The sequence below is a fragment of the Micromonospora sp. LZ34 genome (genome assembly GCF_052981855.1).
The window spans coordinates 1-23,744 of record NZ_JBRIQN010000047.1 but is presented as its reverse complement, the minus strand read 5'-3'; the positions used below and the strand labels follow the sequence as shown (position 1 = coordinate 23,744).

General features: G+C 70.4%; 17 protein-coding genes and 1 pseudogene. 10 read left to right on the top strand and 8 right to left on the bottom strand.

Annotation, left to right across the window (positions count from 1 at the left end):
• Window positions 1-12 precede the first annotated feature (12 nt).
• Window positions 13-1,506: a DUF4127 family protein gene (locus tag ACVCAH_RS31185; protein WP_447139819.1), complete on the top strand. Its 1,494-nt coding sequence runs from the start codon at window positions 13-15 to the stop codon at window positions 1,504-1,506.
• A gap of 33 nt (window positions 1,507-1,539) precedes the next feature.
• Here the strand turns inward: ACVCAH_RS31185 and ACVCAH_RS31180 are convergent, their stop codons facing one another.
• From ACVCAH_RS31180 to ACVCAH_RS31145, 8 genes are all read right to left on the bottom strand, one after another.
• Window positions 1,540-4,434, bottom strand: a complete 2,895-nt coding sequence (locus ACVCAH_RS31180; RefSeq protein ID WP_447139818.1) for a hypothetical protein — start codon at window positions 4,432-4,434, stop codon at window positions 1,540-1,542.
• Window positions 4,431-6,773 carry an outer membrane protein assembly factor BamB family protein gene (locus ACVCAH_RS31175; RefSeq protein WP_447139817.1) on the bottom strand — a complete coding sequence of 781 codons (2,343 nt, stop codon included), beginning with the start codon at window positions 6,771-6,773 and terminating at the stop codon, window positions 4,431-4,433. The genes ACVCAH_RS31180 and ACVCAH_RS31175 overlap by 4 nt, the downstream gene beginning before the upstream one ends.
• Window positions 6,774-6,999: 226 nt before the next feature.
• On the bottom strand, window positions 7,000-9,078 hold the full coding sequence (locus ACVCAH_RS31170; protein WP_447139816.1) for a hypothetical protein: 2,079 nt from the start codon (window positions 9,076-9,078) through the stop codon (window positions 7,000-7,002).
• Window positions 9,079-9,173: 95 nt separating this feature from the next.
• On the bottom strand, window positions 9,174-10,055 hold the full coding sequence (locus ACVCAH_RS31165; RefSeq protein WP_447139815.1) for a carbohydrate ABC transporter permease: 882 nt from the start codon (window positions 10,053-10,055) through the stop codon (window positions 9,174-9,176).
• Window positions 10,052-10,954 (bottom strand): carbohydrate ABC transporter permease, encoded by a 903-nt coding sequence (locus ACVCAH_RS31160; protein ID WP_447139814.1) that lies wholly within the window; start codon window positions 10,952-10,954, stop codon window positions 10,052-10,054. The genes ACVCAH_RS31165 and ACVCAH_RS31160 overlap by 4 nt, the downstream gene beginning before the upstream one ends.
• 100 nt (window positions 10,955-11,054) lie before the next feature.
• Window positions 11,055-12,227 carry an extracellular solute-binding protein gene (locus tag ACVCAH_RS31155; protein ID WP_447139813.1) on the bottom strand — a complete coding sequence of 391 codons (1,173 nt, stop codon included), beginning with the start codon at window positions 12,225-12,227 and terminating at the stop codon, window positions 11,055-11,057.
• A 305-nt stretch (window positions 12,228-12,532) separates the two neighbouring features.
• Window positions 12,533-13,537: a hydroxyacid dehydrogenase gene (locus ACVCAH_RS31150; RefSeq protein ID WP_447139812.1), complete on the bottom strand. Its 1,005-nt coding sequence runs from the start codon at window positions 13,535-13,537 to the stop codon at window positions 12,533-12,535.
• A complete protein-coding gene (locus ACVCAH_RS31145; protein ID WP_447139811.1) occupies window positions 13,534-14,484 on the bottom strand; it encodes a dienelactone hydrolase family protein in 951 nt (316 codons plus the stop codon). Before ACVCAH_RS31145 ends, ACVCAH_RS31150 begins: the two co-directional genes overlap by 4 nt.
• A 176-nt stretch (window positions 14,485-14,660) precedes the next feature.
• Here ACVCAH_RS31145 and ACVCAH_RS31140 point away from each other — a divergent pair, with 176 nt between their 5' ends.
• The 9 genes and pseudogenes from ACVCAH_RS31140 to ACVCAH_RS31100 form a co-directional block, all read left to right on the top strand.
• On the top strand, window positions 14,661-15,527 hold the full coding sequence (locus ACVCAH_RS31140) for a Gfo/Idh/MocA family protein (RefSeq protein WP_447139810.1): 867 nt from the start codon (window positions 14,661-14,663) through the stop codon (window positions 15,525-15,527).
• 13 nt (window positions 15,528-15,540) lie between these two features.
• On the top strand, window positions 15,541-16,548 hold the full coding sequence (locus ACVCAH_RS31135; RefSeq protein ID WP_447139809.1) for a Gfo/Idh/MocA family protein: 1,008 nt from the start codon (window positions 15,541-15,543) through the stop codon (window positions 16,546-16,548).
• A 15-nt stretch (window positions 16,549-16,563) separates the two neighbouring features.
• A complete protein-coding gene (locus tag ACVCAH_RS31130; RefSeq protein ID WP_447139808.1) occupies window positions 16,564-17,220 on the top strand; it encodes an SGNH/GDSL hydrolase family protein in 657 nt (218 codons plus the stop codon).
• 23 nt (window positions 17,221-17,243) lie between these two features.
• On the top strand, window positions 17,244-18,260 hold the full coding sequence (locus ACVCAH_RS31125; protein ID WP_447139807.1) for an NAD-dependent epimerase/dehydratase family protein: 1,017 nt from the start codon (window positions 17,244-17,246) through the stop codon (window positions 18,258-18,260).
• Window positions 18,260-19,321 (top strand): dihydrodipicolinate synthase family protein, encoded by a 1,062-nt coding sequence (locus ACVCAH_RS31120; RefSeq protein ID WP_447139806.1) that lies wholly within the window; start codon window positions 18,260-18,262, stop codon window positions 19,319-19,321. The genes ACVCAH_RS31125 and ACVCAH_RS31120 overlap by 1 nt, the downstream gene beginning before the upstream one ends.
• A gap of 223 nt (window positions 19,322-19,544) precedes the next feature.
• Window positions 19,545-20,978 (top strand): RNA-guided endonuclease InsQ/TnpB family protein, encoded by a 1,434-nt coding sequence (locus tag ACVCAH_RS31115; RefSeq protein ID WP_447139805.1) that lies wholly within the window; start codon window positions 19,545-19,547, stop codon window positions 20,976-20,978.
• Window positions 20,923-22,413, top strand: a complete 1,491-nt coding sequence (locus tag ACVCAH_RS31110) for a mannitol dehydrogenase family protein (protein WP_447139804.1) — start codon at window positions 20,923-20,925, stop codon at window positions 22,411-22,413. Before ACVCAH_RS31115 ends, ACVCAH_RS31110 begins: the two co-directional genes overlap by 56 nt.
• 620 nt (window positions 22,414-23,033) lie before the next feature.
• Window positions 23,034-23,168 carry a hypothetical protein gene (locus ACVCAH_RS31105; protein ID WP_447139803.1) on the top strand — a complete coding sequence of 45 codons (135 nt, stop codon included), beginning with the start codon at window positions 23,034-23,036 and terminating at the stop codon, window positions 23,166-23,168.
• Window positions 23,169-23,324: 156 nt separating this feature from the next.
• Window positions 23,325-23,744 (top strand): annotated as a pseudogene (locus tag ACVCAH_RS31100) (hypothetical protein); the annotation flags it as partial.

Genomic DNA, 23,744 nt, shown 5'->3' with positions numbered 1-23,744 from the left:
CCGAGGAGCAAAATGACCCGCGTCGCCCTGTTACCGCCGGACGAGAGACCCAACACCCGTGGCTACGCCGTCGCCGTCGGGGCGTGCGCCGGGTTGGACGTCGTCACCCCACCTCCCGCCGCCATGCCGTCGTTCCGGCAGCCGGCGGACACCGCAGCCCTGGCGCGGTGGCTCCGGGAGATCTCCACGGAGGTCGACCACGTCATCGTCTCCCTGGATTTGCTCGTCCACGGCGGACTGATCCCGTCGCGCAACACCGATGACCGGATCGGGCAGGTGCTGCCCCGCCTCGACGTGCTGCGCCAGATCGACGTGCCGGTCACGGCCTTCGGCGTGGTGACCCGACTGCCGTCGTACGACAACGCCGCCCGCTCCCGCCAGGAGCCGGCCTACTGGGCCACGCACGGCGCACGGCTCGGCGCGTTGTCGACCGTCTGGGACGCGCACGACCTGGGCGAGGCGACGGCCGAGGCGGTCGCCGCCGCTCGCGCGCGGGTGCCGGACGCCCACGTGACCGACCTGGTGCGACGGCGCGCGCGCAACCACGCCGTGCTGCTCGCCGCGCTGGAAATGGCGTCCGACGGGGTCCTGGGCACCCTCGTGATCTCGTCCGACGACACCGCGCCGCGGGGACTGCCGGCGGCGGAGCGGCGACAGTTGCAGCGCTGGATCGAACGGCTCGGCGTCGACGTCCTCACCTATCCCGGCGCCGACGAGGTGCCCAGCGTGCTCGTGGCGCGGGTGGCGGCGCAGACCCGGGGAATAGCCCCGAAGATCACCGTCGACTGCCCCGAGGCGGACGGCCTGGACCGGATCGCCCCGTACGAGGACCAACCTGTGCGGCTCGGCCTCGCCAACCAGGTTCGTGCCCTCGGAGCCGTGGAGGTTCCGGACGCCGACGAGGCCGACCTGGTGGTCGTCGTACACCCGCCAGCGCCGGAGCCTGGCGACTGGGTGCTCAACCCACCCGACGCGTCCGCCGACACCGGCTGGACGGCCGTGGCGGACGCGGTCGCCGCCCACGTCGCCGCAGGGCGCCGGGTGGCCGTGGCGGACATCCGCTTCGCCAACGGCAGCGACCCGCAGCTGCTCGCCGGACTCGACGACCGGGGCCTTCTGGGGCGACTCGCGTCCTACGGCGGCTGGAACACCGCGGGCAACACGATCGGCACCACCCTCGCCGCCGGTGTCACGCCGGCGCTGTCGGTAACCCCGCCCTCGCAGGACGCCCGCAACCGGTTCCTGGCCCGCAAGATCATTGAGGACGGGCATTACCTACCGGTCGTACGGCGATGCCTGCAGCACGAGGCGGCGCAGCGGGGACTGACCGACCCACCGCTCGACGACCTGCCCGACGTGCACGCCCGGATCACGCGGGATCTGCACCGGTGGGCAACCAGCACCCGGACGCTGTCCGGCTGGACCGTGACGAACGCACGGCTGCCCTGGTCGTACACCTTCACCGTCGATTTCGACCTGACGCCGCCGGACGGGGCGGCAACCTGAACGGTTGCCGCCCCGTCGGCGGTGCCGCCGCCGTCACATGCCGGCGCACTGCCCCAGACTGTCGCCGGTGACGCTGTTGGGCTCGCCCCGGTCGGTCGGTTCGCTGTCGTTCCCGGTGCAGGTCAGTGATCCCAAGATCCGGTTGCCCGACAGCACCACCCAGCCGCCGGTGCCGGCCACGCTCACCGCGCCGCTGACCTGGGCCCGGCGGAGCCAGACGGCACGCGCGTGGTCGGCTTCCACCCCGCCCCGCAGCTGAGAATCCTCGACGAGCACGCCCGCGCCGGGGCGTACGACGATGCCACCGCGGACGTCGGCATTGCGGACACAGGTCGTCCCGGTTGAAACCGCGAGGTCGCCGTGGTGCGTTCCGGTGACCGTCCGGTCGCAGGCGGGCCCCACGGGCTCCGGCACCCACCGGTACAGAGTGCTGCCACGGTTGTAGTAGTAGGAGCCGTTGCGGTCGATGGCCAGGTTCTGCATCCCGGTCTGCAGGACCGTCATCTGCAAGGTCGCGGGGTCGATCTCGAAGAGCCGGCCGGTCGAGGTGCCGACGAGCTTCCCGTGGTGCCAGAAGAGTTCCCGGCCGGTCGCGTAGATCTTGCTGTCGTCCACCCCGAAGTAGGTCTTGCGGAGCACCACCGCGCGCGTGTCCGGGTCGAACTTGAACAGCACGTTCGCGGTGAAGCCCCACAGGTTGCCGTCGTCGTCGAAGGTCAGGGCCGAGACGTTCTCCTCCCCGGGGACGGGTACGGTCTCGAACACCACCTTCCCGGTCGCCGGGTCGAACACGAACAGCTTGCCTTCGCTGGTGGTCGGTTCGATGCCGATGCCGCCCCAGATGCCGGTGCCGCCGTAGACGAGGCCGTCCCGGTGGGCCAGGGCGAGCGGGGTCTGGTCCTTGACGACGTCGCGGAACACCCGCAGGTCGCCGGTCGACGGGTTGAACAGGGACAGCGCTCCGCCGAGTTGCCCGTAGTCCGGCATCGAGCCGATGGCCACGACGTCACCGGCGCTGGCCCAGCCGAGGGGTCGGTCCTGGTGGCTGCCCAGCGAGACGACCCGGTCGCGGTCCGTCACCGGGTTCGTCGCCGGATCCCACGGCCGGGTGGTGTCGTAGGTGTAGATCCGCGCTCCGGGATAGGTGCCGAAGACGAGATCGTCGCCGTGGGCGATGAGTCCCTCGGTCTGTCCGACACCGTTGAACGGCTCGGTCGCGCCGCGGTCCACGTCAACCCGGGCGATCCCCGGCGGGGATCCGTACCCGCCGACGTAGATGTCGCCGCGCGGGCCGGTCGCCATCGACCGGATCAGGAACGGCGTCAGCGCCGCGTCGCCGCGCACCGCGGCCGTTTGCCCGGTGGCGGGGTTCCAGGCGTGGAAGATCGACTTGCTGGTCGCGGTCACCACGGACGTGCCGGGGAAGCCGTCGGCGCCGAGCTCCATCAGGGCCCAGCCACGGGCCGCGGATCCCTGGAGGTTCATGGAGATCCGGCGCTGCTGCCGGGTGTCGAGGTCGTAGGCGATCACGGCACCGTCGATCGGCACGATCAGCACCTCGCGCCGGCGCACGCCGCTGTCCTCGGTGCTCACCTCGGGAGACACCGCCAGACCCACGACCTGGGGTACGACGTCCACCCACGCCTGCTCGGTCAGCGAGTAGACGAGCAGGTCGGTCGAGGGCGTCGGCCGGGCGAACAGGAGCCCGCCGGAGACGGTCACGTCGTAGAGGAAGGTGTCGGCGTCGTGCCCGGGTGGCAGCGGGATCTTGTGGATCTCGCCGGTGTGCGTGTCGAGGCGGGTCAGGCTGGCCTTCAGTGCGCCGCCCCCGGCGTACACGTACCGACCGTCTGAGTCGATGCTGCGCACGTAGATGTTGCCCTCGACCTGCACACCGTAGTCCTGCCACTGCCCCGTGGCGGGGTCGTAGGCGATCACCTTGCCGTCCGGATAGGTGCCCCACACCGGCCGGCCGCGGTCGTCCAGGGTCGCCGACCACAGGTGCGTCTGACCGAACGGTTGGGTGGCGACGAGTTCGAGGGTGAGGTCGTCCGGGTCGAACCGCCACACCTCGCCCTTGGTCTGGGTGCCGATGTAGATGTCGCGGTCGGGGGTCGTGACGAACGACCAGGACATGATCACGTTCGGCAGCGACCGGCTCATCAACCGCGCACCGGTCACGATGTCCACCGCGCTGAACGTCGAGGGACTGCCACCGCCGATGACCACCCCGATGTCCCGTCCGGCCGAGTCAGTGGTGTAGCCCGCCCCGGCGTTGGTGATACTCGCGATCGGCTCGCCCAGATCCTGCTCGACACCGGCCGGCGGCTGTGGACCGGGGCCGGTGGCGACGAACGCGACCGAGTCGACGAGGCCGTCGGCCATGCCGAGGGAACTGGAGTAGATGAGCGGCTCCGCGCTGACTGCGTTGGCCGGCGCTGTGAACGTCGCCGCCTGGCGGTCCCAGGCCCCGGGTGCCGGGCGCAGCACCTGGTACGGCTGGGCGACCCTGGCGCCGGAGGAGTCGTAGAAGTGGACCGTCGGTTGCAGGAGGCCGCTGGCCAGCTTGAGGTCCATCGAGAAGGTGTAGCTCGCGCCCCCAGCCACCGGTACGCGCGTGGCTCGCAGGCCGGCCCCGGCAGTCGGGCTTCCATCGCGCACACGCAGGCTCCGGTCACCGTCGCTGGCGTCGGTGTCGTCGAGGGAGTAGTAGTTCTCGGAGCCGGCCCACAGCGGGGACCAGCTCGCGGGCAGGCCGTTCGGACCCGCCTCCTCGAAGCTCGCGTTCGCCAGCAGGTTCCCGCTCGTGCCCGCGGTCACGCCGGTCGTCCCGGCGCCGGCTGGTGGCGCCAGGAGCGCAACCGGCGCCAGCACCACCACGCTCAGCATCCACCGGGCCCATGCCCGGCTCCGTCGGATGTCACTCACGACGGCTCTCCCTTCAGTCCGGCGCACTGCCCTGACGCCGGTCCGGCCACCGCGTTGCGGACGCCGTCGTCAGTCGGTGCCCAGCCGTTCTCCGCGCAGGCAAGCGCGCCGTTGATGGTGTTGCCGGACAGCAGCACACTTCCGTTGGTGCCCGTGATCGACATCGACCCGTCGATGCGGGACCGGACGATGCTCACCACCCGGGCCTGGTCCGTCGTCACGCCACCGTGCACGTGGGAGTCCTCGATCCGGACACTCGCCCCGGGGCCGACCTGGATCGGGCCGTTGACCACCGCGTCGGTGACGCAGGTCTTGCCCGCGGTGACCCGGAGTGGGCCGTCGTGGGTACCCGTGACGGACGCGTCGCAGTCGCGCGGGTCGTCGGCAGGCTCCCACCGGAACACGTTGGTGTTGTTAGCGATGTAGATCGTTCCGTCGCGGTCCATGCCGGAGATGCGGACGTCCCGCTCGACGACCAGCCCGCGTTCGAGAGTCCGCGGGTCGAACCAGAACAGCTTCCCACCGGCGTTGCCGTAGAAGCGGGCATCCGCGGCCCGGTAGAACAGCTCGGTGCGCAGGCCCCACAGGTTGCCGTCGGCGAACCCGGCATCGAAGGAACGTGTGACGGTACGGGTCCGCGGGTCGAATTCGAAGACGGTGCCGTCCTCGGTCAGCCCCCACACCATGCCGTGCGGGCCGACGGTGAGCGCCTGGACGATGGTGCCGCCGCCGACCACGGGGGCGCTCCAGACCTTCTCACCGGCCGCGACGTCCCAGATGAACAGTTCGGCCCGGTCCCGAGTGGGGGTGCTCGACAGCCCACCGTGGATCGAGGTTCCGCCGATGACGAGGCCACCGACGGTGGCTAGCGCAGTGACGCTCTGGTCCGGCACCACGTTGCGGTGGAACTGATGTTCCCCGGTCGCCGGGTCGAAGACCACGAGACCGCCGCCGAGTTCCCCGTAGTCGGAGACGGTGCCGCCGACGACCAGGTCGCCGGCCGACACGAGGGTCACCGGGCGGTCCTGGCCGAGTTCGGCGCGGCCGAGCGAGAACAGGTGCCGGGGGTTCCGGCCCCAGTCCCAGGTGGTGTCGCCGCCGATTTGGCCCGCGTAGTACTCCGCGCCCGGGTAGGTGCCGACCACGATCCGGTTGTCGTGGGTGGTGATGCTGTCGGCCTGCTTAGGCCCCGACAGCTGCTCGAGCTCCCCGGTTGCGCGGTCGACCCGGGCCATGACGCCGGCGCTGAGGTAGGCGCCGAAGTACACGTTCCCGTCCGGGCCGGTGCCAACCGAATGTACGGTCGCCGGGGTGCTCTGGATGACGTTCGGCAGGATGTCGCCGGTGCGGTTCTGCAGGTTGTACCGCCAGATCGTGCCGTCTCCGCGCATGCCCACCAGGGTCGTGCCTGGGAACTCCGGCGTGCCGAGATGCATCGGCTCGAACGCTCGGGTGGTACCCAGCGCCGCGGCGAGCGGGCTGTCCTCCCAGCCGACGGGGACGGTCTCCCGGGTGGTGATGTCGTAGCCGTGGACGGTGTCGTCCGAGGCGTAGAAGAAGCGTCCGTCCACCGAGCCGCGGGTGATGTGGCCGAAGCCGATCGGCTGTCCGACGGTGTCGGTGCAGCACCAACGCCCGGCGGACAGGTCGTAGACGAGGTGGTTCTGGCCGTTCAGGGTCGGTGAGTACTGTACGAACACCAGATCGCCGTGCCGGGTGATCCGGTTGATGAAGCTGGCCTGCGTCGCGACGGGCTCCGGTAGCGGGATCTCGGTCTTGTCGCCGGTCGCCGGGTCGAGGCTGAACAGGTGCGGGATCGCGCCCGTGCCGATCCAGAGCTTGCCGTCGACCTGGTCGAAGCCCCAGGCGTAGTCCCCGTCGGTCACCAGCGCGCCGTAGTCACGGAAGTCACCGGAGGCTGGGTCGTAGGAGTAGACCTTGGCCTCCGGATAGGTGGTGCCGTAGACGATGTCGTCCTTGATGAGCAGCGTCCGCAGCATCGCCTCACCGACCACCCGGGTGGCGATCTGCGTGACCTGGTTGGTCGCGGGGTCGTACCGCCACAGGGTGCCGTCGTTGGGTGCCCGGACGCTGAGGTAGACCAGCCCGGAGTCGTCCACGACGATGGAGCTGGCCACGGTGTGGCGGGGGAAGGTCGTGGTGTGGAGCAGCTTGCCCGTGCGGGCATCGATGGCGTTGAAGCTCACCGGGGTGCCGTCGCTGAAGCCGTAGACGACGGGGGTGCCGTCGGGGCGGACATCCATGGCCGCCAGCCGCACGTTGGCGGTGTACATCGAGCCGAGGTCCACGAATTCGGCCATCGGGTCCCCGGCGGTCACGGCACCGGTTTGGGGTACGGGCGACGCGTGCGCGGGCCCGATGGGCGCGGCGAGCAGCGCCACGCACGCGAGCACGGGGAGGAAAGTCGAGGGCCTGCGGCGACGCCGCGAGCCGCGGATGGATGGACCTGGCATGGTGTCACCTTTCGGGTCGGTCGACGCCGGACGCGACGATTGGCACGACACGGCCGGCCCGCTCGCCGGAAGCGAGCGGGCCGGGTTGGGGCTACGGGGTAACGGGGTCGAAGCGGTAGACGTGGGTGGCGTCGGCGAAGTAAATCCGGCCGTGACCGTCCATCGCGGACTCGCGGACTCCGGCGTCGACGAGCACCTCGATCGCCAGCGTCGCCGGGTCGAAGCGGAAGAGCCGGCCGCCGGCGTTGCCGTAGAAGCGCCCGTCAGCCGGGCGGTGGTAGAGGGACGCCTGCCGGCCCCAGGTGTTGGTGCTGCGTAGGCCGGACGGGACCGACCGGAGGACCTTCCGTTGGGCCGGGTCGTACTCGAAGATGGTCCCGTCGTCGGCCATCCCCCACAGCATGCCGTCGGGCCCGAACTCAAGCTCGGGAATGACGGTGGCGCCGGGCACGACCGCGCCGTTCCAGGCGAGCTGGCCGGCGGCCACATCCCAGACGAACAGCTGCGCCTGGGCCTGGGTCGGCGCGCTCGACAGCCCGCCGTGGATCGAGGTGCCGCCGTAGACGATTCCGTCGCGGTACGCCAGCGATACGACGCTCTGGTCGTGGACGACGTTTCGGTGCACCTCGACGGCCCCGGAGGCGGTGTCGACGAGGGTGAGCGCGCCGCCGAGCTGCCCGTAGTCGGGCACGCTGCCGACCGCGAGCCGCTGCCCGGCCGAGGTCATGTCGAAGATCCGGTCCTGGAAGTGCGGCTCGCCGCGGCCGAGTTCCAGCACCTTGCGCGGGTTGGTCCCCCAGGCCCATGGCTGCGCCAGGTCGCCGGTGTGGACCACGGCGCCCGGATAGGAGCTCACCGCGATCGTTCCGTTGTAGCTGACGATGGCGTCGGCCTGCTTGGGCCCGCGGATCTGCTCGACCTGCTGGGAGTCCTGGTTGATCCGGCTCATCGCGCCGCTGCTGAGGTAGGCGCCCATGTAGACGGTGCCGTCAGGGGCGACGCCCATGCTGTGTGCTCCGGTGGGTGAGCCGAGCACGTCGGCCGGGATGATTCGGGATCGCCTGGTGGCGAGGTTGTAGTGCCAGAGCCTTCCGTCGGTGTCGATGCCCACCACGGTCTCGCCGGGGAAGTGCGGTTCGCGCAGGTGCATGATGCTCATCGCGTACGTGCCCACCGCGTCGGCGAGTTGGGCCGGCAGGGCGCTCTGCTCGAATCCGGTGGAGATGCGGCGTCGGGCGGGTACCTGGTAGCCGGTGAGGTTCCCGCCGGCCATGAGGTAGAACGTGCGGTCGCGCCCCTGGGCGGTCGGTTCCGCGCCGAAGGTGTTGCCGATGATCTCGTCGAGCCACCGGTCCCGGGTCAGGTCGTAGACCGCCATGTCGTAGGTACCTCGGGGAGAGAGCCGCACGAAGACGAGGTCGTCGCGGGGCTCGATGCCGATGAACCAGCCGGTGTTCTCCAGCAGCGGCGCGGGAACCGACATCTCGGTGGCGTCGCCGGACTGCGGGTCGACCTGGTAGAGGTGGGGAACCGGGCCGGTGCCGGCCCAGACCTTGCCCTCCACGATCCCGACAGAGAAGACGTACGCGGCGTCGGTGGTGAGGCTGCCGTAGTCGCGGAACCGGCCCGTCGCCGGGTCGAACGACACGAGCTTCGCGTGTGGATAGGTGCCGAAGTACAGGACACCGTTGGCGTCGAAGGTGGCCGAGTAGAGGGCGGTCTCCCCGGCGATCCGGTCGCCGAGGTGCTCCAGGGTCATGGTGTCCGGGTGGAAGCGGAACACGCCGGCGGGGTTGGGGGCGCGTACGGAGAAGTAGACGGTGCCGTCGGGGGCGATCTCCACCCATCCGCCGACGGTGTAGCCGTCGAGCGGGATCGCCCGGATCCGCTTGCCGTCGCGCGCGTCGACCACGGTGAAGCTGGCCGGGGTTCCGTTGGAGATCGCGTAGCTCACGGGCGTGCCGTCGGGCAGGGTGCCGAATTCCGCGTTGCGGACGTTCACGGTGTAGAGCGCCGGTCCGAGGTCCGTGACCTGGCCGGAGGCCGCGACGGCACCGGAGGGCTGGGGTGGCGCCGAGGCGGCGGCGGTGGTCGTCAGCAGGGAGAGCGCGAGACAGGCGGCGAGGACGACGGTCCCTCGCCGGCGTCCGCTGCGAAAGAGCGATCGCATGGGGCACCTCTTCTGTTCGTGCGCATCACGGCTCGGGGCTGCAATCGATAGCAGAGACAGGGCGAACGGGCGTGGTCGTTGAGCGTGTGTTGCCTCTACTTGAGGCCGCTCATCATCACGCCGCGAACGAAGAACCGCTGCAGGAAGATGAAGACCAGGAGGGTGGGGATGAAGGTGATGACGGAGGCGGCCATCGTGGTGGCCAGCTCGGTGTCCTGTTCCTGAAGGCTGTTTAGCCCGACGGTCAGCACATAGTTGCCGGGACTGCGCTGGGACACCAGTGGCCAGAGGAAGTCGTTCCAGTGCCACAGGAAGACGAAGGTGCCGAGCGTTGCCATGATGGGCTTGGTCTGCGGCAGGATGATCGACCAGTAGACCCGGAACTCACTCGCGCCGTCGATGCGGGCCGCCTCGAGCAGCTCGTCCGGGATCTCCTGGATGAACTGCCGCATCAGGAACATGGCCTGGGCGTTGGCGATGGTGGGGACGATCATCCCCCACATCGTGTCGAGACCCCTCATCTCCGACACCATGATGAACAGCGGGATGAGCGTCAGGTGCCCCGGCACCATGAGCATCGCGACGAACAACCAGAAGACGAACTCCCTGCCCAGGAACCGCTTCTTGGCGAACGCGTAGCCGGCCATCGAGGCGAAGAGTAGAACGAGGACCACCGACGCCAACGAGTAGACCGCCGAGTTGACGGCCCACTCGTACACCCGGTTGCTGCTGAGGGCGTCGCCGTACGCGTCGAACGAGATGCTGTCTGGCAGCAGTGAGCCCGGCATCTCGACGCCCTGCTTCGGTTGCAGGGACAACACGAGCATCGCCCAGAAGGGGAAGAACGTCAGCACCGCGCAGAGAGCCAACGGGACGTGCATCCACAGGGCCCGACGCCCCCTGCTCCGCCGTCGCCCGGGGCGCTGCGGTGCGCCGATCGCCGGTGGCGCCGGCGCCTGCTCGAGAGTGGTGCTCATGCCGACCTCCCCTTGTTCATCAGGCGGTGCTGGATCAGCGAGGTGGCGAGAGTGATGACCAGCAGGACGACACCGGCCGCGCTGGCATAACCGAAGTCGAAGTACCCGAAGCCCTGGTCGTAGATCATGTACGTCAGCGAGTAGCTGGCTCGTACCGGACCCCCACCGGTCATCACGTAGATGGTGTCGAACACCTGGAAGGATCCAATGATCTCCAGGATGAGCACGAAGAAGAGCGCCGGCTTCAGCAGCGGCAGCGTGACGTGCCAGTAGCGGTGTCGCCACCCTGCCCCGTCGACGTGCGCGGCCTCGTAGTACTCGTTGGGGATGGCGAGCATTCCGGCGAGCAGGATGAGCATGTTGTAGCCGAAGCCCTTCCAGGCACTCACCATCGCCAACGCGGGAATGACCATGACTTCGCTCTGCAGCCAGTTCACCTCCGCAATGCCGACGAGGTTGAGCAGCCAGTTGAGCGGGCCGTCATTCTCGAAGATCCAGACCCAGATGATGCCGGACATGACCGTGCTGGTGACGACCGGAAGGAAGAAGATCGAGCGGTAGATGCTCATCCCGCGCAGCGTCCGGTCACACAGTGTCGCCATCGCCAGGGACACGCCCATGCTCAGCGGGATGGTGAGCAGCGTGTAGTAGGCGGTGACTTTCAGCGAGTTCCAGAAGAGGGAATCGCCGAACAGCCGGGTGAAATTCTCCGTCCCCACGAAGGTGAAGTTGCCGGCGATCCCGTAGTCCCCGAGGCTGAGGAGCATTCCGCCGACCGCGGGGATGATCCGGAACAGCAGGAAGAAGAGGACGTACGGCAGGATGAACAGGTAGCCGGCGGAGGCCGCTCGCGAGCGCCACCAGGGCTTCTTCGCTCGTCGCGGCTGAGACGGTGTCACGGGTGGAGCTGTCCTTACCGCCTGCTCGCTCACCACACCTCCTTCGCCGGAGGTCGGAGGCGTGCCGGGCGTGGCCGCGCCTCCGACCGTCGAATGTGAATCAACCGCGCTCGAGGAGGGCGTTTACGTCCTTCTCCGCGGCCGCGAGCGCGTCCTTGGGTGCGCTCTTGCCGAGCAGTACGGCCTGCAGGTGCGGCTTGATCAGGTTCATGATCTCCCGCGCCTTCGGGTGGATGACGCCGGTCCGGATAACGTCCAGGTGCTTCTCGCCCTCGGCCATCCCCGGGTTGTCCTCGTACAGCCCGGTGACCGACTTCCTCGGCGCGTAGTAGCCGTTCTCCTGGTTGAAGGTTCGCATCTGCTCGGGGCTGGTCAGGAAGTCGATCCACGCCTTCGACGCGGCCTTCGCGTCGCTGCCGGCCAGCACCGACAGGCCACCCACCGAGCCGGCGGCCACCTGCACCTTGTCGGTGAGCGGCTGGCTGACCACCAACTCCTCCGGCTTGAACAGTTTCGCCAGGGTGGCGGTCGTGGTGTTGGGCGCGAAGGCCTGCTTGCCCTGTCCCAGCGCGCTCTGCTCCAGCGTCTCGGCCGTAGTCAGGCTCTGCTGCGAGGTCCACCCGTTGTCGACCAGCTTCTTGATGAACTCCAGCGCCCGCAGCCCTTCCGGGCTGTTGAACGCCGCCTTCGTGCCGTCGGCGGTCAGGACCTCACCGCCGGCCTGCCAGAGATAGGGGTAGAAGCTGTGGTTGAGGGTGAGGGTCTGCGCGGCCACGTAGTCGGTCGGCACGTATCCGGCTGCCTTCACCTTCGGCGCCACCTGCTCGATGTCCGCCCAGGTCTCCGGGCATTGCTGCACCCCGGACGCGGCGAGCACCTTCTTGTTGCACACACCGATCAGTGCCTGCATCAGCAACGGCACGCCGTAGAGCTTTCCGTCCCACGACATCGAGTCGAGTGCCGCCGGCGTGAAGTCGTTTCGGTCGTCGGTGATGACGTCCTCGACCGGCTCCAGCACGCCCTCGACGGCGAACTTGGGAATGAAGTCGGGGTTGAAGTAGACGACGTCGGGGCCCTGCTTGCCGGCGATCGCCGTAACGAGAGTTTCCTCGCGGTTGGTGAACGGCTGCACCACGATGTCGACATCGACCTTCGGATACTTCTGGTTGAACCGCTCGACTATCGGAGCCCAGTAGCTGTCCTTGCCGCTGTCCCCGATCGGATAGGTCCAGAATGTCACCGAACCCTCGACGGCGTTGGGGTCGGTCGGCATCGCGCTGTCCCCCCCGCTGCACCCCGTGACCGCCAACGTCACCGTCAGCGCCATCGCGCCCCACCGGAGCCTGGAAATACCGCTCATGCCGCCCTCTCTCTGTACAACCCTGGCAGTGCCTGCTTCCTCACCGTGCAATCGGTTGCAGAGAACCTAGCGCCGGCATTGCCGGCGGTCAAGGGCATCGAGCGGCTCATCTGTCCCGTCGCGCCGCTCGCCAGAGCGGAGCCGTCCATGACGGACGGGCGGTCGCCGGCCTCCGGCGATACGCCCAGCCCTTCTCCCGACACCGCCCCACCCCAGGGTTACGCCAGCAGGTCGTAGGCCTCCACGCGAACCTCGTGTTCGAGCCGTTCGCCCGCGACGAACCGGTACAGCTCGTCGACCACAAGCCGGCCCTGCATCTGTCGTGCCTCCATCGTGCCGCCGGCGACGTGCGGGGTGACGATGACGTTCGGCAGCCCCAGGAACGCACTCGTCGACGGCAGCGGCTCCGTGTCGAACACGTCCAGCCCGGCCGACAGCCGGCCCGCCACCAGCTCCGCGAGCAAGGCCTGCTCGTCGACGACCCAGGAACGGGCCGTGTTGATCACGACCGCGCCGTCGGGCAGCGCGGCGAGCTCCCGCCGGCCGACCAGGTGGCGTGTCTCCGGGGTGGACGGTGCGTGGACGGCGACCACGTCGCTGCGGCGGAACAGCTCGGCCAACCCGACCAGCTCCACGCCGACCGCCGCGGCCACCGCCGGGTCGGCGTACGGATCGTACGCGCGCAACGCCGACGCACCCATCGCCCGCACCATCCGCGCGTACTCCCGCCCGGTGCGGCCGAGGCCGACGATCCCGACACCGCGCGCCGCCAGCGCCCGACCCAGGACCGGTTGCCGCGCCGCCGCCCAGTCGCGCCCCGTCCACAGGGCGCGGTCGTGCCGGTGCAGGTTCCGCAGCAGGGCGAGGGTCAGGGTGAGAGCCATCTCGGCCACCGCAGGCGCCATGGCCGCCGCGCCGGCCTGGCAGACCCGCAGCCCGGCCTGGAGGACCTCGGCCGGAAACAACCGACGGATCGAACCGGCCGAGTGCAGGGCGAGGCGCAGTCGCCCGCCGCGCAGCAGGTCCGGGGAGAACGGTGTGGTGCTCCAGGAGGTGATCACGACGTCGAAGCGGTCGGCGGCGGCCGGCGGCAGCATCGTCGCGCGGTCACCGTCGCCGAAGTCGACGGTCGCGAGGTCGTGAAGTCGCTGCCGGGTCGCCGGCGCGAAGAGCAGGTCGTACTCGTCCGGGGCCACGACGACGCAGACCGTCGGCTTGTTCATGGTGGGCAGATCTCCTCAGGCGGGTCGGGATCGGTCAGGCGCCGGTGCAGCCACGCGTAGCAGGCGTGCAGGACGTGGTCGGGGTGGGCGTGCCCACCGTTGTGGTAGAGGGTTTCGAGGCCGGGTGGACCGGGCCACCGTCGGGCGGCCCGCTCGACCAGGCGGTGGTTGTGCCATCCGTCCGAGGCGCCTCCGCCGGCCAGCAGGAACGGCCGGGGCGCGACCAGTGCGAGCAGGTCGTCGTGGTCGCGGTGGGGCGGGACGGTCCCGTCGAGGTACCAGGGGTCGGACCAGTTCGAGTACTGCAGCCCCAGGCCCGGTTCGTGGGCGACGCCGGCGGCGATCCTTGTGTCCAACGCGGTCAGGTGCAGCGCCAGCTTGCCGCCGAGCGAGTGGCCGAAGGCCCCGATCCGTCCGGGCGCGACCCACGGTAGACAGCACAGGGCATCCACCGCGAGGAAGAGATCGGCGATGCTGCGGCCAAGGCCACTGATCGCCAACGACCTAGCGTGTGAGGCGACGCTCGGCCGGTACCGTTCGCCCAGCGGGGTCGTCGACGTCGCCGGTTCGAGGACGTACTCGAACCACCACGGCACGGCGAGGACCGCGACGCCGCGCGCAACGAGGTGCCGCGCGTAGGCCTGGGATGCCAGCTGGGCGGCATCGCGGCCGGCGGTGCGTGCGCACCTCTCACCGAACATGGTGGCCACCTCGTAGAACGGCACCACGACGGCCGGACGGACATCCTCACCCGCCGGCCGGGCGAGCTCGGCACGCATCGTCGTTCCGTACGAGGTCAGGTCGACCGGACAGCGCACGGTTCCATCGGTGGTCGTTCGCGCCGGGCCGATCTCCCACGACCCGTCCGGATCACGGACCGCACCCAGCCACCGCCGCCACCAGGTCCGGCGCTGCTCCGGCTCGTCGGTGGCACCGCCCGGGATCACGCGGCCAGGGTACGGCGAGACCCACGGGGGGTGCAATCGATTGCGCGCAGCAATGCCGCGGCCGAACGTCGCCAGGTCGACTCGGTTCAAGGGACTCAGCGATTGGAACCTTGACGTGCAACCGATTGCACGAGAGGCTTGGGGTAGTTGGCCGTCGACGTTCGAAGGACAGGTACGTGAGACGGATCGGAATCATCGGCACCGAGAACTCGCATGTCGACCACTTCATCCGTTTCCTGAATGGCGAGCGGCGGCACCCGGGCAACCGGGTGGTCGCCCTGGCCGGTGGCCCGACGGACCGCAACCGGGAGCTGTCCGAGACCGGCGGCATCGAGCTCGTCGTCGACCGCCCGAGCGACCTGATCGGACGGGTCGACGCGGCGATCGTCAGCAGCCGCGACGGACGCCGCCACCGGGAGCAGGCCGAGCCGCTCCTGGATGCCGGACTGCCGGTGCTGGTGGACAAGCCGCTGGCCGCGTCGATCGACGACGCCAACGCGATCGTCGCGGCCGCCGCCCGCGGCCAGGCACCGCTGGTGTCCTGCTCGGCGCTTCGGTTCGTCCCGGAGATCGCCCGGCTCACCGCCGCGCACGAGCGGATCGGTCGGCTGCGCCAGCTCGCCGTCATCGGCCCGGCCGACCCCGACAGCGAGTGGTCGGGCCTGTTCTTCTACGGCATCCATCAGGTCGAGCTGGCGCTGCAACTGCTCGGCGACCCACAGATCGCCCCGGAATCGCTCTCGGTCGACGTGGTCCGCGGCGCTGACACCGCGGTGGCGCTCACCCGGATCGGCGACGTCGTGGTGACCTTCACCTTCGTCACACCCACCGACGGCGACCGCGTCCCGTTCCAGGTGGTGGCCACGGGGACGCATGGCGTGCTGGCCGAATCCCCGACGATCGGCCCGGACTACAACGCCCCCGCCCTCGGGCGATTCATCGAGGCCTGCGATCGAGGACGGTCGCCGGTCAACCTGCGCACCCTGCTCTCCCCGATCGTGGTCATGGCGGCGGTCACCGACGCGCTGGCCCGCCGGTCGTAGGAAAGGACGGAAGATGCCCCCACACCAAGGCCCGCTCCGCATCGGCGTCATCGGGGTCGGCGTCATCGGCAAGGCTCACGTCCGGCGCCTGATCAACGGCGCGGCGGACGCGACACTGGTCGCGGTCGCCGACGAGAGCAGCGGAAACGCCCACGAGGTCGGGGACGAGGTTGGAGTCGACGTCGCCCGGTCGGTGCAGGATCTGCTCGCCCGCCCGGACGTCGACGCGGTGATCGTGGCGATCCCGAGCGGTCTGCACGCAGCGGTCACGGTCAGCGCACTCGAGGCCGGCAAGCATGTGCTGCTTGAGAAGCCGATCGACGTGACGGTTGAGGCCGCGGATCGGATCCTCGACGCGGAGAAGCGGTCGGGCCGGACCGTGAGCGTCGTGAGCCAGCGCCGGTTTGCCGAGGCGAACCAGGTCGTCTTCCGTGCCATCCGGGACGGTCACCTGGGGCGGATCACGTCCGCCACCTTCGAGGTCGCGCTCTGGCGCAGTCAGGAGTACTACGACGCCGGCGATTGGCGGGGCACCTGGGCCCTCGACGGCGGCGGGGCCCTGATGAACCAGGGGGTGCACTTGGTGGACCTGGCGCTGTGGCTCCTGGGTGAGGCCGACGAGGTGTTCGCCTACAGCGGCCTGCTCGCCCACGATCGCATCGAGGTCGAGGACACCATCACCATCACCGCCCGGCTGCGCAGCGGCGCCTTGCTGACCTTCCTGGCAACCACCGCCGCCTACGACGGCGTCCCGATTCGGTACACCGTCTTCGGTGATCGCGGCTCGGTGGTCGTGGAGGCGGAACAGCTCACCCACTTCGCCTCGGCACACGGCCGGCGACCGCCCGGTCCCGACGGCGTGCCGGCCGACCAGCAGAGGGCACAACTCGCCGATTTCGTCACCGCGGCGCGGACCGGCCGTCCGCCCCTGGTCACCGCCGCACAGGCCCGGGCGGCCGTGGCCTTCATCGAGGCGGCCTACCAGTCGGCTCGTACCGGAAAACCGGTCCGCATCTACTGATCAAGGAGCGACCCCGTGGACCCTGACCCCCCGCTGCCCGCCGTCACTGCCGGGCAGGCGCCGCTGACCTGGACGTTCATCGGCGATAGCGTGACCGCTGGGACCTGGCACACCTACGGCGCCCGCTCCTATCCGGAGCTGTTCACCGAGCGCCTGCGCGAGCTGGGCCGCTGGTCGGACGCGGTCGTCAACACCGCGGTGAGCGGCTACACGGTGAACGATCTCGACGACCGCCTCGAGCGGCTCGCCCTGCGCTTTCAGCCGGACATCGTCGTCGTGGGTGTCGGACTCAACGACACGCGGCACGGCGAAGCGGGCCTGTCCAAGTTCTCATCGACCTACCGGTCGGTCATCGAGCGGCTGCGCGCCGGAGCGGGCAGCCTGGTCGTGGTCCAGACACCGAACGACACGCTGCCGACCGCGCCCGAGCACGTGGTGCAACACCTCCCCCGCTACGTCGACGCGATCCGCGGCGTCGCCGCCGACACCGCGGCGCCCCTGGTCGACCACTACGCCGTCTGGACCAACCCGGAGTGCCCGGCACCCGAGCACTGGTACGCCATGGGATGCCACCCCGGCAAGCACGGCCACCGCGCCATGGCGCGCACCCTGCTCGGCGTCTTCGGCGCCTGGGATCCCACGAGCCGCACCGGCCGACTCACGATTCCCTGATTCGACGACGAAAGCAGAGCAGCGTGCAGAACAGCGCCGAACTCGAGGAGCGGCTGTCCCGGCCACGCCCGGCCCTGGTCGAGGACCTGCGCCGCCTCGACGGGGACATCCTCGTCCTGGGAGCCGCCGGCAAGCTCGGCCCCAGCCTCGTGCGGCTGGCGGTGCGGGCGGTGACCGAGGCCGGGACAGGCGCCCGGGTGACCGCCGTTTCACGGTTCTCCACGCCCGGATCCGCGGAGGCGCTGCGCGCCGCCGGGGCCGTCGTCGTCGCCGCCGACATCACCGACGATCATGCGCTGGCGGACCTTCCCGATGCGCGCAACGTCGTCTTCCTCGTCGGCGCCAAGTTCGGTACCGAGGGCCGCGAGCACGCCACCTGGGCGACTAACGCCTACCTGCCGGGCCGGGTGGCCGAACGCTACGCCGGCTCCCGCATCGTCGCGCTCTCCACCGGAAACGTGTACCCGCTGGTGGGCAACGGCTCGGGCGGCGCCGGCGAGGACAGCCCGATCGGTCCCGTCGGCGACTACGCGATGTCCTGCCTGGGACGCGAGCGGGTCCTGACGCACTTCGCGCTCCGCGACGGTACCCCGCTCGCCCTGATCCGCCTCAACTACGCGGTGGAGCTGCGCTACGGCGTGCTGGTGGACCTCGCCACGCAGATCATCGCCGGCATCCCCATCGACCTCCACACCGCTTACGCCAACGTCGTCTGGCAGGGCTACGCCAACGAAGTGACGTTGCGCAGCCTCCGGCACGCCGATGTCCCGCCGTTCATGCTGAACCTGACCGGCCCCGAGACGATCTCGATCCGGCGTACCGCGACCCGGCTGGCGCAGCTGCTGAGGACCGAGGTCCGGTTCACCGGCGCGGAGGCACCGACGGCGCTGCTGTCCGACGCCACCCGGTGCCACGGCCTGTTCGGCTATCCCGAGGTCACCCTCGACGAGCTGCTCACGGCGACCGCCGCCTGGGTCGGCTCGGATCAGCAGCTGCTGGGCAAACCCACTCACTTTCAGACGCGGAACGGAAGGTTCTGATGACTACGACGGTTCAGCCGACGACCATCGACCCGCTGGAGATGTTCCGTACCGGCACGGTGCTTCCCGCGCACCCCCTGGCGCTGGACGCCGACCTCAGACTCGACGAGCGCCGCCAACGGGCCCTGACCCGCTACTACCTGGAGGCCGGCGCCGGCGGCGTCGCCGTCGCGGTGCACACCACCCAGTTCGCCATCCACGAGCCGCGCCGCGGCCTGCTCCGCCCTGTCCTCGAACTGGCCGCCACCACCGCCGCCGAGTATCCGGCCCCCGGCACTGTGTTGGTGGCCGGCGCGTGCGGCCCGACCAGACAGGCGGTCGCGGAGGCGGAACTGGCCGCCGAGCTCGGCTACCACGCGGTCCTGCTCGCCCCCTACGGCGCCGGCGACCTCACCGAGGACGAGTTGATCCAGCGAGCGGCGGCGGTGGGCGAGGTGCTGCCGGTGATCGGGTTCTACCTGCAACCGGCCGTCGGCGGCCGGATGCTGCCCCGGTCGTTCTGGCGGAGCCTGGCGGAGCTGCCGTCGGTCATCGGCATCAAGGTGGCCCCGTTCAACCGGTACGCGTCGCTGGACGTCATCCTCGGCGTGGCAGCATCGGGGCGCAGCGCCGACATCGCGCTCTACACGGGCAACGACGACCACATCGTCGGCGACCTGCTGTCGCGTTACCCGGTCGACGGCTCCCGTCCGCTCGAGTTCGTCGGTGGGCTGCTCGGACAGTGGTCGGTGTGGACGCGGCAGGCGGTGCACCTGCACCGGACCGCCCGGCTGGCGAAGGCCGGCGACCCGGTCGCACTGCGGGAGGCGTTCGCCACCGAACTCGCCCTCACCGACGCCAACGCCGCCATCTTCGACGTCGCCGGCCACTTCCACGGATGCATCTGCGGCATTCACGAGGTGCTGCGCCGCCAAGGGCTGCTCGCCGGACTGTGGTGCCTGGACGAGAACGAGTCCCTCAGCCCGGGCCAGCTCGCGGAGATCGACCGGGTGTGGCGGGCCTACCCGCAGCTGCGCGACGACGACTTCGTCGCCGAGAACCTCGACCACTGGCTGTCGTGATGCGCAGACCAGAGTTAGGTCCCAGCGCGCAGACCGACGAGGCGGTGCTGGCACCCTGCCCCGCATTCGGCTGCCACCGACGCCCCGATGGCACGGTCCGCCGATGGTGACCGGTCCACTGCCACGGACGCCGCACCGGCTGTCGCTAGTGCGGTGGCCACTAACGTTCGCCGGGTTGGGCCGGGTTGGGGAACTGTCGTAGGGGTGGTGTTGGCTGTGGTTCGTGCCTCGCCGTCGGGATCCTGCCGCGCCGCGGGTCGTGCATCGCACGGCGCGGGTGGGGTTGCGGGTGACGGTGGGGCAGCGGCGGCGGTGTTTCGGCCTATTGCGCTCGGCGGGTGACGTGTGGGCGTGTGTGTTGGAGGTCAACGCGTGGCGGCGTCTCCGCCGCGACGCGCCGCTGGTCGGTTACCAAAAGTTGTGCCGGGAGTTGGCGGCGTCGGGGCCGGGCACGTTCGCCGAACTGGACACCACGGGCGCGCGGTCGGTGCTGCGCCGGTTTTCGGATGCGTGGTTCGCGGTCGCGAAACGCCGCGCCGGCGGTGACGTGTCGGCGCGGTTCCCGCGGCGGCGGCGGGGGTTGCTGGCGGTGCGCTGGTATCACGGCACCTTCGGCATCGATGGGCGCAGGGTGCGGATCCCGACCACCAAAGGCAGCCCGCCGTTGTGGGTGCGGCTGGCCCGGGACCTGCCGTATGCGGTGGAGCAGGTTCGGTCGATCACCCTGCTGTGCGAGGGCGGGCGGTTGTTTCTCGACGTCACCGCCGAAGTCCCCGTCGTCACCTACCCGCCGGGTGAGGAGCCGGATCCGGGCCGGGTAGCCGGGGTGGACCTGGGGATCATTCACCCGTACGCGGTGGCCGGCCCCGAGGGTGAGGGGCTGTTGGTGTCGGGGCGGGCGATCCGCGCCGAGCACCGCATGCACCTGGCCGACACCAAAGCCCGCCGCCGCGCCGTAGCACGCCGGGCACCGAAGCCGGGCCAGCGAGGGTCACGCCGGTGGCGGCGCTACCGCCGCCGGGCGCGGCTGGTGGAGAGCCGGCACCGGCGACGGGTCCGCCAGGCCCAACACGAAGCCGCCCGAACCGTCATCACCTGGGCCGTGAGCCGGCGAGTCGGGGTGCTGCACGTCGGGGACCCCCGCGGGGTGCTCGACCTGCCGGCGGGGCGGCGGCACAACCTGCGGCTACGGCAGTGGCAGATCGGCCGGCTCATCCAGATCCTGACGGACAAGGCCACCCAAGCGGGCATCACCGTCCGGCTCGTCGACGAACGCGGCACGTCCTCCACCTGCCCCGCCTGCCGACGGCGGGTGCCGAAACCTCGTGGGCGAACGCTGACCTGCCCGCACTGCGCATTTTCCGGGCACCGCGACCTGGTCGCGGCTGCCAGCATCGCCGCCCGCACCCCGGGCGGCGGAACCGCCACCCCGACAGCCGTCATGCTGCCGGAGGTGGTCACGCACCGTCGAGCCGGCCGGCACCTCCCCGGCGCCGGCCAGTCCCGACGTGACCCCCGCCGCCCACACCAGGCGGCGCGAGGATCAGTTGGCCCGCGGAGGCCCGCCCCACCACCCGGTGGGGAGTCGCTCACCCTTCACGGTGAGGATCCACAACACCACCGGACACCCGGTGAACGTTCGTGGACACCGCACTAGACAGCCTCGACGAGCCGCGGCGGGGTCGCCGCGGCTGGATCGGGCCGCCCGTGGATCCCCGCGCGGTGCGGGTCGGGATCGTGCACTCGGCATCGGCGCCTTCCACCGCGCACACCAAGCGGTGTTCACGGAACTGGCCGCGGCCGCTACCGGCCGCGACGATTGGGGAATCGCCGGGGTGACACAACGGTCCGCGGCCGTACGCGACCAGTTGGCGGCGCAGGACGGGCTCTACGGCGTGCTCGAGCGTGGGCCCGCAGCGGCACCCCTGCGGGTGATCGGCACCGTGAAGGAGATCCTCGCCGGACCGCATGATCCGGCAGGTGTCGTCGACCGGCTCGCCGACCCTGCCGTACGGCTGGTGACCCTCTCGGTTACGGAGAAGGGCTACCGGCGCGGCGGCACGGGCGGGTTGGACCTCGCGGATCCGGAGGTCATCGGCGACCTGCGGGGCCGGCCGCCCCGCACCGCCATCGGCCAGCTCGTCCGTGGGCTACAACGGCGACGGGTGCTCGACGCGGGTCCGCTCACCATCCTGTCCTGTGACAATCTGGTCGGCAACGGCACGGTCCTGCGCCGCCTCGTGCACGACTTTCTGGCGGCACTGCCGTCGGCCGAGAGCGACGCACTCGCCGTATGGATCGCCGAGGCCGCCCGTTTTCCGTCCTGCATGGTCGACCGGATCGTCCCGGCGACCACGGCGCAGGACCGTGCTGAGGCTGCGGCGGTGCTGGGTATGCGGGACGAGGGCCTGGTGGTCACCGAGCCGTTCCGGCAGTGGGTGATCGAGGACGACTTCGCGGCCGACCGACCGGCCTGGGAACTGGCCGGAGCAGTGCTCACCGATGACGTCGCCGCCTGGGAGACCGTCAAGCTGCGGATGCTCAACGGCAGCCACTCCCTACTCGCCTACCTGGGCGCGCTGGGCGGGCACGAGACGATCGCCCGGGCGGTCGCCGACGACGCCCTCGCCGCGGCCGCCGACGCGCTGATGGCCGAGGACGTCGCTGCCTCGCTGCGCGTCCCGCCGGGCCTGGATCTCGACGAGTACCGGCGCGAGATCCTCACACGCTTCGCCAACCCGGCACTGCGTCACCGCACGGTCCAGGTGGCGATGGACGGATCCCAGAAGCTACCGGTGCGACTGTTGGGCACTGTTCGGGACCGTCTCGCCGCCGGCCTGATCCCGCACCACGCAGCGCTGGCCGTCGCCGCGTGGATGGCGTACGTCGCCGACGTGTGTGACCGGGCGCTGCCGTTGCAGGACCCGTTGGCCGACCGGCTACGCACGGCGGTGACGGGCGGTGGTGGCGATCCGCGCCGCATGGTCACCTCGTTCCTCGAGATCCAGGAGATATTCGGAGCCGACCTTCGCGACCATGACGGCCTGCGGGCCGCCCTGGTCGACCACGTCGCCCGGCTCACGGCCCGGTGAACCGGCGCCGATGCCCCACTGCACGTCAGGATCGGTAATTGGGACAGCATCATGACGCGTCCGATGGAGAACAGCACCATGACGACCACGAGGGCTAGCAGCAGCCGTTGACCACCGGCCGCCGTCGTCGGGACTCCGCCCCTGTCGTCGGTGCTTTCATCCTCATCCGGACGCGATATTCGCGGCGGCGACGGCGAGGTACCGCTCGACGCCACCGACACGTTCGCGCAGGTGCTCGAGCTGGTACTGGCCGGGTAGTCGGGGTACGGCGACTCGATCTTCCACGATCGCGACGACCTCAGCCCGCTCGTCGCCGACCTGTATCGCGGGTGGTAGCGACAACGCTGCCTGCCGGTTGCACCTCATGCTGTTCTGCCACGGCGTGGACTCCGTGGGACTGGCAACCGCCGACCAGTGGCACAGGGTGCTGCAACAGGCCGGAGTAGCGGGATCGTTCCCCGCAGCAGGCCGGGTCGTTACCCCCGGGACCTTGCGACATTCTTCCGCTACAAGTCGGCCCCTGCGCGCCGTACCCGCCTGGTACCCGACCCCTGAGCCGTGTCGCTCAGGGAGCTCGACAGATTCTTCGCCGTGCTGACCGCGCTATCGGAGTCCTGGCCGTGGTCACCGAGGTGCGCATCGCGATCGGTATCGCCGGCCTGCTGCTCCTGGCCACCCCGTTCCTGCTCCCGCGCCGCACCAACACGCAGCCGGCCAGCGAGCCTCCGCAGCCGTCGGCGGCCGTTGCTCGATGACCGGGCCGTGGTCGAGCCGGGCCGGCTACGGCCCGCCCTTGCCGAGATCCCTCGGGCGGCGTAGGAAGAACAGCCCCACCCTTCCGGCACTGTCTCAGGCTCCTCCCACCACCCTCGGCTCCGTGGGTCCGTCCACTCCGTCCACCGTCGAAGGAGATGCGTGTGACCACCCCCAGGCGGCTCCGTCTCGCCATGTCCGTGCTGGTGACTGCCGGTGCCGTACTGCTCGGCACGGCCGCCGCCGCCGCACCACCCGCGGTGCCGCCGCAACCGGCTACGCACGGTGCCTGCGACGCGATCGACCCGACGGCGTGCCTGCTGCCGTTCCCGAACGACTACTTCACCGTGCCCGATCCCGCCAGCCCCACCGGCAAGCGCGTGCGGTTCCCTGCTTCCTCGATGCCCGCCAACGTGCACGGCACCCCGATCAACCCGGCCGAATGGAACCGACAGGACGGTTTCAGCCCCGGCTCGCCGATCCTGGTGCACGTGCCCGGCCTGGACGCCGCAGCCACGGGGATCGCCCCGGTCACCGACATCGGCCGCTCGCTGGCACCGGACGCGCCGATCGTGCTG

Coding starts and splice junctions, on each gene's coding strand:
- ACVCAH_RS31185 (WP_447139819.1), top strand. CDS start 13: ATGACCCGCGTCGCCCTGTTACCGCCGGACGAGAGACCCAACACCCGT.
- ACVCAH_RS31170 (WP_447139816.1), bottom strand. CDS start 9,078: ATGCGATCGCTCTTTCGCAGCGGACGCCGGCGAGGGACCGTCGTCCTC.
- ACVCAH_RS31165 (WP_447139815.1), bottom strand. CDS start 10,055: ATGAGCACCACTCTCGAGCAGGCGCCGGCGCCACCGGCGATCGGCGCA.
- ACVCAH_RS31155 (WP_447139813.1), bottom strand. CDS start 12,227: ATGCCGACCGACCCCAACGCCGTCGAGGGTTCGGTGACATTCTGGACC.
- ACVCAH_RS31150 (WP_447139812.1), bottom strand. CDS start 13,537: ATGAACAAGCCGACGGTCTGCGTCGTCGTGGCCCCGGACGAGTACGAC.
- ACVCAH_RS31135 (WP_447139809.1), top strand. CDS start 15,541: ATGCCCCCACACCAAGGCCCGCTCCGCATCGGCGTCATCGGGGTCGGC.
- ACVCAH_RS31120 (WP_447139806.1), top strand. CDS start 18,260: ATGACTACGACGGTTCAGCCGACGACCATCGACCCGCTGGAGATGTTC.